The sequence below is a fragment of the Nocardioides fonticola genome (genome assembly GCF_039536805.1).
GTDB classification, from domain to species: Bacteria; Actinomycetota; Actinomycetes; order Propionibacteriales; family Nocardioidaceae; genus Nocardioides; species Nocardioides fonticola.
In genome coordinates, this window is sequence record NZ_BAAAZH010000032.1 from 110,962 (window position 1) to 124,426 (window position 13,465).

General features: G+C 74.0%; 14 protein-coding genes. 10 read left to right on the plus strand and 4 right to left on the minus strand.

Translation table 11 applies throughout. The features are described 5' to 3' along the window. Positions 1-10: 10 nt before the first annotated feature. The 3 genes from ABD671_RS20115 to ABD671_RS20125 are packed head-to-tail and all read right to left on the minus strand — an operon-like array spanning position 11 to position 2,617. Positions 11-961 carry a DNA-3-methyladenine glycosylase family protein gene (locus ABD671_RS20115; protein ID WP_344735267.1) on the minus strand — a complete coding sequence of 317 codons (951 nt, stop codon included), beginning with the start codon at positions 959-961 and terminating at the stop codon, positions 11-13. A gap of 31 nt (positions 962-992) precedes the next feature. After that, on the minus strand, positions 993-2,417 hold the full coding sequence (locus ABD671_RS20120) for a glycosyltransferase family 39 protein (protein ID WP_344735268.1): 1,425 nt from the start codon (positions 2,415-2,417) through the stop codon (positions 993-995). After that, positions 2,414-2,617, minus strand: a complete 204-nt coding sequence (locus tag ABD671_RS20125; RefSeq protein ID WP_344735269.1) for a hypothetical protein — start codon at positions 2,615-2,617, stop codon at positions 2,414-2,416. Before ABD671_RS20125 ends, ABD671_RS20120 begins: the two co-directional genes overlap by 4 nt. Positions 2,618-2,699: 82 nt before the next feature. Here ABD671_RS20125 and ABD671_RS20130 point away from each other — a divergent pair, with 82 nt between their 5' ends. Next, complete coding sequence (locus ABD671_RS20130; RefSeq protein ID WP_344735270.1) at positions 2,700-3,473, plus strand: enoyl-CoA hydratase/isomerase family protein; 774 nt, start codon at positions 2,700-2,702, stop codon at positions 3,471-3,473. A 158-nt stretch (positions 3,474-3,631) separates the two neighbouring features. On the opposite strand, the gene ABD671_RS20135 is transcribed toward ABD671_RS20130, so the two are convergent. Beyond that, positions 3,632-4,933, minus strand: coding sequence for an AMP-binding protein (locus tag ABD671_RS20135; protein WP_344735271.1), 1,302 nt, complete (start codon positions 4,931-4,933; stop codon positions 3,632-3,634). Positions 4,934-5,076: 143 nt separating this feature from the next. On the opposite strand from ABD671_RS20135, the gene ABD671_RS20140 reads away from it, so the two are divergent. The 9 genes from ABD671_RS20140 to ABD671_RS20180 form a co-directional block, all read left to right on the plus strand. After that, positions 5,077-5,901, plus strand: coding sequence for an amidohydrolase family protein (locus ABD671_RS20140; protein ID WP_344735272.1), 825 nt, complete (start codon positions 5,077-5,079; stop codon positions 5,899-5,901). Between the two features lie 126 nt (positions 5,902-6,027). After that, the gene (locus tag ABD671_RS20145) at positions 6,028-6,552 is read left to right on the plus strand and encodes an MSMEG_0572/Sll0783 family nitrogen starvation response protein (protein WP_344735273.1); all 525 of its coding nucleotides are present in this window, start codon (positions 6,028-6,030) and stop codon (positions 6,550-6,552) included. A gap of 10 nt (positions 6,553-6,562) precedes the next feature. Next, on the plus strand, positions 6,563-7,666 hold the full coding sequence (locus ABD671_RS20150; protein WP_344735274.1) for an MSMEG_0568 family radical SAM protein: 1,104 nt from the start codon (positions 6,563-6,565) through the stop codon (positions 7,664-7,666). Beyond that, entirely contained in the window at positions 7,663-9,171 is a 1,509-nt protein-coding gene (locus ABD671_RS20155; protein WP_344735275.1) for an MSMEG_0567/sll0787 family protein, read from the plus strand. The genes ABD671_RS20150 and ABD671_RS20155 overlap by 4 nt, the downstream gene beginning before the upstream one ends. Beyond that, complete coding sequence (locus tag ABD671_RS20160; RefSeq protein ID WP_344735276.1) at positions 9,168-10,037, plus strand: carbon-nitrogen hydrolase family protein; 870 nt, start codon at positions 9,168-9,170, stop codon at positions 10,035-10,037. The genes ABD671_RS20155 and ABD671_RS20160 overlap by 4 nt, the downstream gene beginning before the upstream one ends. Next, positions 10,030-10,368 (plus strand): MSMEG_0570 family nitrogen starvation response protein, encoded by a 339-nt coding sequence (locus ABD671_RS20165; RefSeq protein WP_344735277.1) that lies wholly within the window; start codon positions 10,030-10,032, stop codon positions 10,366-10,368. The genes ABD671_RS20160 and ABD671_RS20165 overlap by 8 nt, the downstream gene beginning before the upstream one ends. Then, complete coding sequence (locus ABD671_RS20170) at positions 10,368-11,660, plus strand: MSMEG_0569 family flavin-dependent oxidoreductase (RefSeq protein ID WP_344735278.1); 1,293 nt, start codon at positions 10,368-10,370, stop codon at positions 11,658-11,660. Before ABD671_RS20165 ends, ABD671_RS20170 begins: the two co-directional genes overlap by 1 nt. Next, complete coding sequence (locus tag ABD671_RS20175) at positions 11,660-12,496, plus strand: carbon-nitrogen hydrolase family protein (protein ID WP_344735279.1); 837 nt, start codon at positions 11,660-11,662, stop codon at positions 12,494-12,496. Before ABD671_RS20170 ends, ABD671_RS20175 begins: the two co-directional genes overlap by 1 nt. Before the next feature lie 3 nt (positions 12,497-12,499). Next, a partial coding sequence (locus ABD671_RS20180; protein ID WP_344735280.1) for an MSMEG_0565 family glycosyltransferase occupies positions 12,500-13,465 on the plus strand: 966 nt, incomplete at its 3' end.

The following is a 13,465-nucleotide window of genomic DNA, read 5'->3' on the forward strand; positions in this document are numbered from 1 at the left end:
AAAACGCGGGTTACGGATACCGCGTGACTTTCGCCGGAAGATGCGTGCGTGGCGCCATCCGGGCACCACGTCGGGGGCGCTGCAGCCCGCCGAGCGCGATCATCGTCGGGATGCGGCCGCGGTGCGGCCGCCACGGCTCGAGGTAGGCGCGCATCTGCTCGTCGTCGAACGGGGTGCCCGTCAGCGCCCACCCGACGTCCTTGGCGACGTGGTAGTCGCCGAAGGAGACGGCGTCGGGGTCGCCATGCGCCCGCTGCCGGATCTCGGCGGCGGTCCACTCCCCGATGCCGGGCAGGGTGCGCAGCCGCCGCTCGGCCTCGGCATGCTCGAGCCCGACGGTGCGCTCGAGGGCGTCGGCGACCCGGGCCGCGGCGACCAGCGTGCGCGAACGCGCCGGGTCGACGTGCATGCGCAGCCACTCCCACGACGGGACGCCGGCCACCGCGCGTGCGTCGGGCTGGATCCAGAGCTTGCGCGACTCACCCGGACCCGGCGCCCGCTCGCCGTAGCGGAACACGAGCATGCGGAAGCCGGCATGGGCCTCCTGGCCGGTGACCAGTTGGCCGAGCACCGCCGGCACGAGCGCCTCCCACACCCGGGCGCTGCGCCCGACGCGGAGGTGCTGGTAGCGCCGCCACAGCTCGGTGAGCACCGGGTGGCGCGGCTCGAAGTCGGAGACGTCGTCGTCGGCGCCGAGCAGGGCGGGGAGGCCGTCGAGCACCCACTCCGCCCCCGGGCCCCACGCGTGGCCGGTGATCTCGCCGAGATCGGTGCGCGCCTCGACGACCAGCGTCGTCGGGCCCTCGGGCGTGCGGATGCCGCGCCAGACCCGACCGGCGTCGTCGACCTTGTAGGTGGGGTCTCCGGTGCCGACGCGATGGATGCCGAGCACCCCGCGCGTGGGACACGGCCACGCGGGTCGCCACACCCGCTGCTGCCCGCCCCGCGCCTGCGTCGTCACAGGGACGACGCTACGCGGCGCCGCCGACAGATCAGCGGTCGCGTTCGAACCGCGGCCAGAGCACCGGCCAGGGGGCCAGGGGCTCGGAGCAGAGGAACAGCGGCGCGCCGTCCTCGTCGTTGTCGATGCCGTGCGGTGTGGCCAGCGATCCCAGCGACTCGACCCGGGCGAAGGACTCGAGGAGGTCGGCGCGGGTGAGACCCACGGTCAGCACGGTCGAGGAGGAGGGATGCCCCCACGCCGCGTAGCCGAGGTGACCGCTGAACGCGCGCGGAAGCCCGCGGGAGGGGCCGAACCGGTCGATCGCACCCGCCTCCCCGTAGTTCCCGGTGAGGATCTGCGTGCCCGGCGACGCGACCTGGTAGGCGGCCGCGATCTGGTCGACGTAGGCGGGCCAGCCGATGGTCTCGCCGGCGTCGGCATTCACGGCGATCGCCGTGCCGGCGTCCTCGACCGGCAGTACCGGCAGGACGAACAGGAGGGCGGGCAGGCTGAGCGCCACCATCGCGCGACCTGCCCATGGCTTCCAGGCGACCGTGGCTCCGGCGGCGAGCAGGAGCGGCAGGAATCCGGCCAGGTAGTAGGGCTTCCCGCCGCCGACCAGGACGAGCGCGACGAGGAGCGCAGCTCCGGCCGCCAGCGCGCGGATCTCCGGCCGTCGGGCGAGCACCCGACATCCGGCGAGGACGACGGGCAGGAGCCACGGGCCCGACTGGAGGACGAACAACGGGAGCACGAGCCATCGCGGCTCGCTGGTGCCCGACGACCCGGCTGAGATACCGCGTGCCACCTCCAGTTGCGGCCACCCGTGATGCGCCTGCCAGACGAGGTACGGCGCCACGCAGGCCACCGCGATCGCGGCCGCCCCTGCGGCCTCCCACCGCAGCAGCAGGCGACGTGGTCCGACCGCGAGCACGCCCGCCGCGACCACCAACGGCAGGACGCCGACCAGCACGTTCGCCTGTGCCGTCAGCCCTACGACGAGGCCGAGCGCGATCCAGCGACGCCGTCCGACGCCGCCGTCCATCAGCAGGGAGGCCATGAGCAACAGGGCCACCGCCCACCCCAGCAGCCCGAAGGTCGCGGTCGAGAGCAGGTGCCCGAGAGCCAACGGGAAGCCGGCGACAGCGATGAAGGCGGACGCCAGCAGCCGGCCTCGACGGTCGGCGCCGAGCACCCGCGCCGTCTGGTCGGTCACGAGCACGAGCGCCGTCATCGCGAGGGCCGACGGCAGGCGCAGCACGACCAGGGAACCCGGTGCGATCTCGTCGGCGAGGCGCGCCAGAAGCGGCACGAGCGGCGGCAGGTCGGGGTACCCCCAGGCGAGGTGGTGCCCCGCGGCGAGGAAGTAGAGCTCGTCGCGGTGATAGCCGTAGCGGCCCGAGGTCGCGACAAGGAGCAGCAGCAGGAGAGCGGCGACGGCCAGGACGCCCCGAGAGGGCCGCCGCTCGCTCACGCGGCTGCGCGGTCCTTGCGGTAGGCGTGCACCAGCGGGACGGCGACGAGTGCGGTGAGGACGACCGTGACCAGCAGGCCGATCGCGAGCAGGCCGGCGAAGAACAGTCCGACGCCGGCGATCAGCACACCGACGCCGCCGACGGCGGCCACCGCCAGGGCGAGGACGACGACGAGCGGGTGCGGTCGGTTGCTCTCCATGTGCCCAGCGTGGCACCGCCGCGACCCCACGGCCACCTAGAACGTGTTCTCATTCTGCCGGCGGCTGGCCTACGCTCCCCCGGTGACCGTGACGATCAGCGACCACGCCCGCGTGCGCACCCTGGTGCTCGACCGACCCGAGGCGCTCAACGCCTTCGACGAGGCGCTCTACGACGCCACGACCGAGGCGCTGCGGGCGGCGGCGGACGACCCCGACGTCGCCGTCGTCCTGCTCACCGGTGCCGGGCGCGCCTTCAGCGCCGGCACCGACCTGCTCGAGATGCACCGCATGTCGACCGACCCCACCTTCCAGCGCGGGAAGCACGGCTTCCTCGGGCTCATCGACGCCCTCGTCGACTTCCCCAAGCCGCTGATCGTGGCGGTCAACGGTCTCGGGCTCGGCATCGGCGCGACGATCCTCGGCTTCGCCGATCTCGCATTCATGGCCAGCACCGCCCGGCTGAAGTGCCCCTTCACCAGCCTCGGCGTGGCGCCCGAGGCGGCATCGTCCTACCTGCTGCCGCGCCTGGTCGGCCGCCAGGACGCCGCGTGGATGCTGCTCTCAGCCGAGTGGATCTCGGCGCAGGAGGCGCTCGCGATGGGCCTGGTCTGGCGGGTCTGCGAGCCCGACGACCTGCTCGCCGAGGCACGCCGGCACGCCGAACTGCTGGCGCGGCGTCCGATCGCCTCGCTGGTGGCGGTCAAGCGCACCATGACCGAGCCGCTGCGCGAGGGCATCGCCGCGGCCCGCGCTCGCGAGAACGCCGCCTTCGCCGATCTCATGGGCGGACCGGCCAACCTCGAGGCGCTCACCGCCTTCGCCGAGGGCCGGGAGCCGGACTTCACCGGGATGTGAGTCCCGCCCGGGATCGCGGGGGCGTGAGGAGCGAAAGGTTCAGCGGCTGACCGCCGAAACTTTCAGCGGTCGGCCGCCGAAACTTTCGTTGGTGTGACGCTGTGCAGGCGAAACCGGCCCCTCACCCTGCAGAACGTCACACCAAGCGGTCGGGCGCTTCACCGCCACCGCGACCGCCGCACCTTGCCCATCTCGTCGCGCACGGGCTCGGCGGTGACCTCGACCAGATCGGGTCGCAGCTCCGCGGGCAGCCGACGGCGGAACGTCTCGAGCTCGGCCGCTGCCAGGTCGGTCTCCACGACCGCCACCAGGACGCCGTCGCGGGCGACCACCGCGGCCGCACGCACAAGCGGATGCGCCTCGAACTCGGCCTCCACGTCGGCCGGCCACACCACGCGTCCGTCCAGCCGGACGACGTCGGCGGCACGGTCGGCGAGGTAGAGCCGCCCCTCGGCGTCGAGCCGGCCGAGGTCGCCCTGGGTGCGCCACGGGCCGTCGTCGCGGCGCATCGTGACGAGCCCGACCTCGCCGACGTCGGCCTCGCTCCCGTCGTCGCGCTCGATCCGGAAGCTCGACCCGGCGATCGGCCGGCCGACCGTGCCCGGATGCTCCAGCCATTCCGAGCCGCCGACGAGCGCGAGCCCGTGCGATTCCGTGCCGGCGTAGAGCTCCCAGACGCGGTCGGGGCCTAGCCAGTCGATCCAGGCGCGCTTGACCGGGTGCGGGCAGCGGGCTCCCAAATGCAGCACGCGCTCGAGGGCGGGCAGGGACGGCGGCGGCTCGGGCAGCACCCGCTGGATCGCGGCCATCATCGCCGGCACCACCATCGCCCACGTGACACCGTGATCGGCGGCGGCCGCGAGCCAGCACTCCGGCTCGAAGCGCGGCAGCACCACCAGCTCGTGGCCGCTCATCAGTCCGCGCATGGCGTACACGAACGGCGCCGTATGCCCCAGCGGGCCCGCCACGAGCTGCACCCCGGCGGCGGGCATGAACTCCGGCGTGCAGCGGTCGGGATCGATCCGTGCGGGCGCGCCGGCGGGCACGAGGCGCGGCGTCCCGGTGCTGCCGCTGGTCGCCGACACCTTCCAGGACGACGCCGCCAGGTCAGGGTCGAGCGCGGAGGGGTCGGTCCCGGTCGCCGGTACCCGCGGGGGCGCGTCGACGACGAGCGCCGGACGCCCCGGCATCGGGGCACCCGGCCGATGGGGCTGGACGGTGGCGCCGGCCTTCCACGCGGCCACGGCGGCCAGCACGGCGTCGACGCCGTTGGGCAGGGAGACCACGACGACGTCGTCGCGCACGAGCCCCTCGCGCATCCACCGCGCGGCCAGTCGTCCGGCGGCGTCGTCGAGTTCGGCGCGGGTCAGCACCGGGCCCTCGGGCACCCGCACGGCCACGGCGTCCGGGGCGATGGCGGCGAGCCGGGTGAAGGCTCGTCCGATGCTCACCTCCGCCATGCCACGACGGTAGGACGGCGTGCGCGTCGGCGCTGCCCCGGAGCCGATCCGGCACCGGCGTTCACCCAGGTCTTACGCACCGCGTCGCACATCGTGTTCTGTTCGGAACCAGTCGGAAACAATCCGCCCGCAGGCTCGATGACATGCCAGCCCGCCCCCACGACGCCCACCGTCACATCGGCGAGCTGCCCGCCTACGCCTTCTACGGCGGCCCGGCCATCTCCCCCGACCTCGGGGCGACGGCCACCGTCTCGGCGTTCCTGCGCTCCCTCGACGAGGAGGGCGTCGAGCGCACCCTCGTGCTCCCGAACTACGGCGTGCCCGACCCCGACGTCGCCTTCGGGCTCAACCACCTGGCCCTCGAGGCCGCGCAGCGCGACGAGCGCGTCAGCTGTGGGCTGTGGGTCAGCCCCAAGGCCTCGGACGCCGCCCGCAACGACGCCGCGCTCGCCCTCGCCGGGGAGACCGGCGTCCGGGCGCTGAAGACGAGCTTCCTGCTCGGCGGCGCCCCCGACGACCCCGACTGCGCCGAGCAGCTCGACCGCATCTTCACCACCGCCGCTGAGCGATCGCTGACCGTGCACGTGCACACCTCGCCCGGCGCGGCCTCCGACGTCGACCGTATCGGCGAGCTCGTCGAGCGCTACGGCGACACGACCCGCATCCACCTCGTGCATCTCGGTGGCGGCATGAGCGGGCACCTCAAGCTGATCGGCCACCGGCTCTTCGACTGGATCGAGGCCGGCAAGCAGGTCTACACCGACACCAGCTGGTCGATCGGCTTCGCGCCGCGCTGGCTGGTCGCCGAGATCGAGCGGCGCGGCATCGGCCACGACCGCATCCTCTTCGCCACCGACACCCCGTGGGGCGACTTCGAGGGCGAGTTCCACCGCCTGGCCTCCGTGGCCGGCGACGGCGAGCTCGCCCGCCACTTCTTCCGCGGCAACTTCGAGGCCCTCTACAGCTGAGCACGCCTCCCGCCGCGGACGCACCACCGCAGCACCCGCACCACCACCCGGCAGCGACGCCGACCCGATGACGGACGACGACACCCCGGCGTCCGGACCGCACTCCCCCTCACCTCAGGAGCACCGATGGCCCAGTTCGACGACGAGATCATGGCGGCGATCCAGCAGTCCGTGGCGGAGATCCCGCACCCCTCGCAGCCTCCCGGCACCAACCTGTACGGCTCGACGAAGATCTTCCCCGACTACCAGGCCGAGGAGGGCGAGGCCTACTTCACCCTCGTCCACGGCATCCCGCACGAGTCGTCGGTGAGCTTCGTCGCCGTCCTCCAGGCCACCCGCGCGCTGCGCAAGGGCTTCGAGACCGCGATCTACTTCTACGGTCCCGGCACGCTCGCCTGCATGGCCAGCCGCGGCTTCCCGACGATGGGCGACGCCGGCTTCCCCGGCGAGCTCAACCTCAACAACTCCATCGAGACCTACATCAAGGAGGGCGGCACGGTCTTCTGCTGCCGCTTCGGGATGGCGCTGCACGGGCTGCGCGAGGAGGACCTCATCGCCGGGGTCATCCCCGCCCACCCCCTCGACGTGCAGGACGCGATCATCCACTACGCCCGCAAGGGCGCCATCATCAACTCGACCTACAACCTCTGAGGCGGCGACGATGACCGCCCCCACCCCGCCGGCAGCACCCGACCCGAGCCGCACCCGCGTCGACGTCGCCATCCAGGGCATCCGCCTCGCCGCGGCCCCCGTCGCCCGACGGGCCGGCGCCGGGCCCAGCGACGACGGGCACCTGCTGCTCGACGGGGTCGGGGCGGCCATCCCGCTCAACCCCCGCAGCCGCTACAGCATCGACCGCGGACGGCTCCTCCTGGACGGCGCCGACACCGGCGTCGGCGTGGAGGCCGTGACCCGGCCGCGCTTCTACGACCTGACCACCGCCGACGGCGTCCCCTACGAGAAGATCGCCCGCCTGCACGCCGACCGGGTGCTCGCCACCACCGTCGTGCAGACCTGCGTGCGCTACGACGAGGCGGAGCGATGCCGCTTCTGCGCGATCGAGGAGTCCCTCGCGCAGGGATCGACGATCGCGGTGAAGACGCCGGCCCAGATCGCCGAGGTGGCCAAGGCCGCCCACGACCTCGACGGCATCACCCAGCTCGTCATGACCACCGGCACCTCGAACGGCCGCGACCGCGGCGCCGTCCACCTGGCGCGGTGCGTGCGCGCCGTCCGGGAGGTGCTGCCCGACCTGCCGATCCAGGTGCAGTGCGAACCGCCGGCCGACCTCGCGGTGATCACCGAGCTCTACGAGGCCGGCGCCCGCTCGATCGGCATCCACGTCGAGTCGTTGGACGACGACGTGCGGCGCCGCTGGATGCCCGGCAAGGGCTCGGTGCCGATGGAGGAGTACCGCGCCGCCTGGCGCGAGGCCGTGCGGGTGTTCGGGTGGAACCAGGTCTCCACCTACCTCATGGTCGGCCTCGGCGAGGACCCCGACGAGCTCGTGGCCGGCGCCGAGGAGCTCATCGCCATGGGCGTCTACCCGTTCGTCGTGCCCTTCCGCCCGCTCGCCGGCACGTTGGCCACCGAGGTCGACGGCGCCACCGCACCCGCGCCCGACCTCACCTACCGGGTCACCGCCCGCGTGGCCGCCGCGTTGCGGGCCGCCGGCATGGCGGGCGCCGACCAGGCGGCCGGCTGTGCAGCCTGCGGCGCCTGCTCGGCGCTCGAGAGCATGAACCGCTGCCAGGACGCGTCATGACCGAGGTCCTCCACCCACGCGACGTCGTCCTGACCGGAGGTCGGACGGCGAGCGAGCCGTACGTGATCGTCACGGCCGACGACGCCGCCGGCCTCGCTGCGTACCGGCGGCTGCGTCACGAGGTCTTCGTCGAGGAGCAGGGTCTCTTCGCAGGCTCCGACGCCGACGACGCGGACGACGACCCGCGCACCGTCGTCCTGGTGGCCCGGGCCGCCGACGGCACCGTGCTGGGCGGGGTGCGGCTGCACCCCGCGCATCATCCGGGGCTCGGCGGCCGCGACCTCGGCTGGTGGCGCGGCGGCCGCCTGGTGGTGGCCCGCCAGGCCCGCGGCGACCTCGGCATCGGCGCCGCCCTGGTGCGGGCCGCATGCGCCGCCGCGGAGACCGCCGGGGCACTGCGCTTCGAGGCCACGGTGCAGGCGCGCAACGAGACGCTGTTCCGCCGGCTGGGCTGGTCGGGCCGCGATCGCCTGCTGCTGCAGGGGCGCGAGCATGTCGTCATGGACTGGCCGATCGGCCGGGTGCAGCGGCTCGTCGACGCCACCAAGACGTCGCTCGGCTCGCTGGTCGGCTCGCTGCTCCCCCACGACGGACGGCTCGGCGGCTTCCTCGGCGACGACGGCGCCCCCGTGCCCGGCTCGGACCTCGTGGCCGCGTGCGACGCGATCCTGCCCTCGATGGTCGAGCGCGACCCCGAGTGGGCTGGCTGGTGCGCGGTGCTGGTGAATCTCAACGACCTCTCGGCGATGGGCGCGCGACCCGTCGGCCTCCTCGACGCCGTCGCCGCCCGCGACGCCTCCTTCGCCCGGCGCATCCTGCGCGGCCTCGGCGAGGCGGTGCAGGCGTGGGACGTGCCGGTGCTGGGCGGCCACACCCAGCTCGGCGTCAACGCGGCCCTCTCGGTGACCGCCCTCGGACGCACCACCGCGCCCGTGGCCGGCGGCGGCGCCCGCGCCGGTCAGCGGCTGCGGCTCACCGCCGACCTCGGCGGCGGGTGGCGGCGCGGCTACACCGGCGCCCAGTGGGACTCCTCCAGCCACCGCAGCGGAGCCGAGCTGCGCGCGCTGGCCGACGTCGTCCCGGCCCTGCGACCGACCGCCGCCAAGGACGTCTCGATGACCGGCGTCGTCGGCACCGCGGGCATGCTGGCCGAGGCCAGCGGCTGCCGTGCCGTGCTCGACGTCGCGGCCGTGCCGGCGCCTGAGGAGGCCCGGGTCGCCGACTGGCTCACCTGCTTCCCCGGCTTCGCGATGATCACCGCGGAGACCGTCGACGCCCCACCCGCCGGCCTGCCCGGCTTCGTGGCCTCCGAGGCGTGCGGCGAGCTCTCCACCGGCGCGGGCGTCGGCCTGCGCTGGCCCGACGGCGTCGTCACCGAGGCCGTCCGCGCCGGCGTCACCGGCCTCGGCCCGGCCCTCGCCGAGCGCCGTCGTCCCGGCTCCTCCGAACCGCTCCGGTCCACCGGTGCCATCGACACCACCCGACCCGAGGAGGTCGCATCATGACGATCGGTTTCGCCGCGGCGGCCGCGAACTTCGGCCGCGACGTCGAGGAGAACCTGCGCCAGATCGGCACGTTCGTCGAGATGGCGCGCGCCCGCGGCGTCGGCCTGCTCGCGCTGCCCGAGGCCTGCCTGGGCGGCTACCTGTCGGTGCTCGGCTCGGGCCGCGACGGGAGCCACGACGAGAAGCCCGAGAGCCTGCCGCCGGTGATGGACGTCGATGGTCCCGAGATCGCCCGCATCGCCCGGATGGCCGGAGAGATGACGGTGGTCGTCGGGCTGTGCGAGAGCGACGGCGCCGAGCGCTACAACTCCGCCGTGGCCGTCACCGGCGACGGCGTCCTCGGGGTGCACCGCAAGGTGCACCAGCCGCTCGGCGAGAACCTGCACTACGCGGCCGGCGACGGGTTCGCGAGCTTCGACTCCCCGGTCGGCCGTCTGGGCCTGCTCATCTGCTACGACAAGGCGTTCCCCGAGTCGGCGCGGGCCCTGGCGTTGGACGACGCCGAGGTGATCGCCTGCATCTCGGCCTGGCCCGCCTCGCGCACCGCCACCGCCGCCTCGCTGGCCGATGACCGCTGGACCCATCGCTTCAACCTCTTCGACGCCGCCCGCGCCCTGGAGAACCAGGTCGTGTGGGTCTCGGCCAACCAGACCGGCACCTTCGGCAGCCTGCGCTTCGTGGGTCACGCGAAGGTCGTCGGGCCGGGCGGCGAGGTGCTGGCGACAACCGGTGTCGACGACGGCCTCGCCGTGGCGCACCTCGACCCGCAGGCCGCCCTGGAGACCGCACGACGGGCGATGTTCCACCTGGGCGATCGTCGTCCCGCCACCTACGGCGCCGCGATCCGGGAGGCCGTCGATGCCTGAGATGACCATGACGGTGCGCTGGCCCGACGGCCGTGTGCAGGAGTGCTACTCGCCGTCCCTGGTGCTGCACGACCACCTCGAGGCGGGCCAGGCCTACCCGGTCGCGGAGTTCGTCTCCCGCACCGTCTACGCCCTGGCCATCGCCAGCGACCGGGTGAAGGAGAAGTTCGGCTTCGCCTGCACCTCCGCCGCCGCGACCGCCGAGGCCGTGCGCACCTCCGCCGCCCACTACCCCGAGCACGCGCTCGTCGAGGTGCTGCGCATGTGGCCGGCGCTCCCCGCCGCCGAATCCTCGGCGGCCACCACACCTCCGTTCCGGAAGGGCTCCTGATGCCGCACCTCCCCGTGATCGTCGTCGGCGGCGGCCAGGCCGGTCTCGCGACCAGCTGGCTGCTCCGACGCGAGCAGATCGACCACGTCGTCCTCGAGGCCGGCACCGCCGCGCACGAGTGGGCCGACACCCGCTGGGACACCTTCACCCTCGTCACGCCGAACTGGCACTGCCGGCTGCCCGGCTACGCCTACGAGGGGCCCGACCCCGACGGCTTCATGACCCGCGACGAGGTCGTGGCCTGGCTGGCCGGCTACGTCGCCTCCTTCGACCCGCCGCTGCGCGAGCACACCCGCGTCACCGCGCTGCGCCAGCGGGCGGAGGGCGGCTTCGAGCTGGAGACGGTCTGCGACGGCATCGCCGAGACCTGGACCGCCGACCAGGTCGTCGTCGCGACCGGCGGCTACCACCTGCCGATCGTGCCGCCCTGGGCCGCCGGCCTGGACGACGCCGTCACCCAGCTGCACTCCGCGCAGTACCGCAACCCCGAGCAGCTGCCCGAGGGCGCGGTGCTCGTGGTCGGGTCGGGCCAGTCGGGCGCCCAGATCGCCGAGGACCTCCACCTGGCCGGTCGCGCCGTCCATCTGGCCGTCGGCGACGCACCGCGGGTCGCGCGCTTCCACCGCGGCCGCGACTGCATGACCTGGCTCGCCGAGATGGGCCTCTACGACACCCCGGTGCACCAGTACCCCGGCGGCGTCGCCGCGCGCGAGAAGACCAACCACTACGTCACCGGGCGCGACGGCGGTCGCGACATCGACCTGCGGCAGTTCGCGCTCGAGGGCATGCGCCTCTACGGCCTCGTGGACGGCGGCCGCGGGTCGCAGCTCGCCTTCCGCCCGACCCTGCGGGCCGCCCTCGACCACGCAGACGCGGTCTACACCTCCATCAACCGCGACATCGACCGCTGGCTCGCGGCCCAGGGCATCGACGCGCCCCCGGCCGAGGAGTACCGGCCGGTGTGGGAGCCCGAGGAGGAGCCGCTCTCCCTCGACCTCGCCGAGGCCGGCATCTCCACCGTGATCTGGGCGATCGGCTACCGGCCCGACTACCGCTTCGTCGAGGTCGGCGTGTTCGACGGCGGCGGCCGTCCCACCCATTCCCGCGGCGTCTCGGGTGTCGCGGGACTCTACTTCCTGGGCCTGCCCTGGCTGCACACCTGGGGATCGGGCCGCTTCCACGGCATCGCCCGCGACGCCGAGCACCTCGTGGAGCGGATCGTCGAGCAGCGCGCAGCCCTGCGCAGGCCGCACATCGGCGCCGCGCTGCTGGCCGGGGAGCTCTCGGCCTGATGACCCGCATCGGGGCGGTGGCGGCGCACTTCGGTCGCGATCTCGACCGGGCCGTGGCCAAGGTCGAGGGCATCGTCGCCGACGCGCGCGCGGCCGGCGTCGACCTGCTGGTGCTCCCCGACGCCACCCTGGGCGGCTACCTCTCCGATCTGCGCCATCCCGACCCCTCCGCGCTGCCGCCCGGCCTGAGCGAGGACTCCTATCCGGTGCAGCGCATCCGCGCGATGGCCGGCCCCATGGTCGTCTGCCTCGGCTACTCCGAGCAGGTCGACGACCTGCTCTACAACGCGGCGGTGTGCGTCAGCGGGGACGGCGTCCTCGGGCGGCACCGCAAGGTGCACCAGCCCGCCGGGGAGTCGCTGGTCTACGCGGCCGGCGACCGGTTCGAGCCCTTCGACACCCCGGTCGGTCGCCTGGGCATGCTCATCGACTACGACAAGACCTTCCCCGAGGCCGCCCGCAGCCTGGCCCAGGGCGGGGCCACGATCCTGGCGTGCCTCTCGGCCTGGCCCGCCTCGGTGACCGATCGTGCCTCCCGGCTGCCCCAGGACCGCCAGAGCCGCCTCTTCGACCTCTACGACTGCGCCCGGGCCGCGGAGAACCAGGTCGTGTGGGTCTCCTCCAACCAGACCGGGGTCATGGGCGGGCTGCGGTTCCTCGGCCAGGCCAAGGTCGTGGGACCGGGTGGCGACATCCTCGCGCGCACCTCCTCCAAGGGCGGGTTGGCGATCGCCGAGATCGACGTGGCGGCCGAGGTCGCCCGCTCGCGCCGCCTGCTGCACCACCTGGCCGAGCTCGCCCCGCACGCCTACCTCGCCCACGGCACCGAGGACTGAGCCGTGCGCATCGCCCTGCTCACCTACTCCACCCGACCGCGCGGCGGGGTCGTGCACACCCTCGCGCTCGCCGAGGCGCTCGTCGCCGCCGGTGCCGAGGTCGACGTGTGGACCCTCGGACGTGGCGGCGACACCACCTTCTTCCGGCCGGTCGCTCCCGGCGTCGGCGTCCGCGCGGTGCCCTTCGACGACCCCGATCCCGATGTCGGCGTCCGCATCGTCGCCTCGATCGAGGCGCTGCGATCGGCCTTCGCGCCCGAACGCGACCGGTACGACGTCGTGCACGCCCAGGACTGCATCAGCGCCAACGCGGCACTGCCGTGCGTGCGCACGATCCACCACCTCGACCACTTCACGACCCCCGCGCTGGCCGCGTGCCACGAGCGGGCGGTCGTCGAGCCGACGGCCCGCATCTGCGTCTCGCGGGCCGTGGCCGAGGAGGTGCGCGCGGGCTGGGGCCTCTCGCCGATCGTCATCCCGAACGGCGTCGACGCCGACCGGTTCGCCCGGGCCGCCGACGACACAGCCGGACGGCGTGCCTGGGCGACCCGCCTGGGCCGCTACGTTCTGGCCCTGGGCGGCATCGAGCCGCGCAAGGGCAGCCTCGACCTGCTGGAGGCTTTCGCCGCGATGCGCGATCCCGCTCTACGGCTGGTGATCGGGGGCGGCGAGACGCTCTTCGACTACCGGGACTACCGCGCGGCCTTCGACCGGCGCGCCGCGGAGCTGGGCATCGAGCCGGTCGTGCTCGGCACCCTCTCCGAGACCGAGCTGCCGACCCTCGTCGCGCAGGCCGACGTGCTCGCCATGGTCTCGACCAAGGAGGGCTTCGGCCTGGCGGCGATGGAGGCCCTGGCCGCCGGCGTCCCGGTCGTGGCCCGCGATCTGCCGGTGCTGCGGGAGGTGTTCGGGACGACGGTCGCCTACGCCGACGGCGTCCCGGCGATCACCGAGGCCCTGCAGAACGCC

What these genes read in the sequence shown, in the direction of transcription:
- ABD671_RS20125 (WP_344735269.1), bottom strand. Translation starts at nt 2,617, where the DNA reads ATGGAGAGCAACCGACCGCACCCGCTCGTCGTCGTCCTCGCCCTGGCG.
- ABD671_RS20135 (WP_344735271.1), bottom strand. Translation starts at nt 4,933, where the DNA reads ATGGCGGAGGTGAGCATCGGACGAGCCTTCACCCGGCTCGCCGCCATC.
- ABD671_RS20140 (WP_344735272.1), top strand. Translation starts at nt 5,077, where the DNA reads ATGCCAGCCCGCCCCCACGACGCCCACCGTCACATCGGCGAGCTGCCC.
- ABD671_RS20145 (WP_344735273.1), top strand. Translation starts at nt 6,028, where the DNA reads ATGGCCCAGTTCGACGACGAGATCATGGCGGCGATCCAGCAGTCCGTG.
- ABD671_RS20150 (WP_344735274.1), top strand. Translation starts at nt 6,563, where the DNA reads ATGACCGCCCCCACCCCGCCGGCAGCACCCGACCCGAGCCGCACCCGC.
- ABD671_RS20155 (WP_344735275.1), top strand. Translation starts at nt 7,663, where the DNA reads ATGACCGAGGTCCTCCACCCACGCGACGTCGTCCTGACCGGAGGTCGG.
- ABD671_RS20160 (WP_344735276.1), top strand. Translation starts at nt 9,168, where the DNA reads ATGACGATCGGTTTCGCCGCGGCGGCCGCGAACTTCGGCCGCGACGTC.
- ABD671_RS20165 (WP_344735277.1), top strand. Translation starts at nt 10,030, where the DNA reads ATGCCTGAGATGACCATGACGGTGCGCTGGCCCGACGGCCGTGTGCAG.
- ABD671_RS20170 (WP_344735278.1), top strand. Translation starts at nt 10,368, where the DNA reads ATGCCGCACCTCCCCGTGATCGTCGTCGGCGGCGGCCAGGCCGGTCTC.
- ABD671_RS20175 (WP_344735279.1), top strand. Translation starts at nt 11,660, where the DNA reads ATGACCCGCATCGGGGCGGTGGCGGCGCACTTCGGTCGCGATCTCGAC.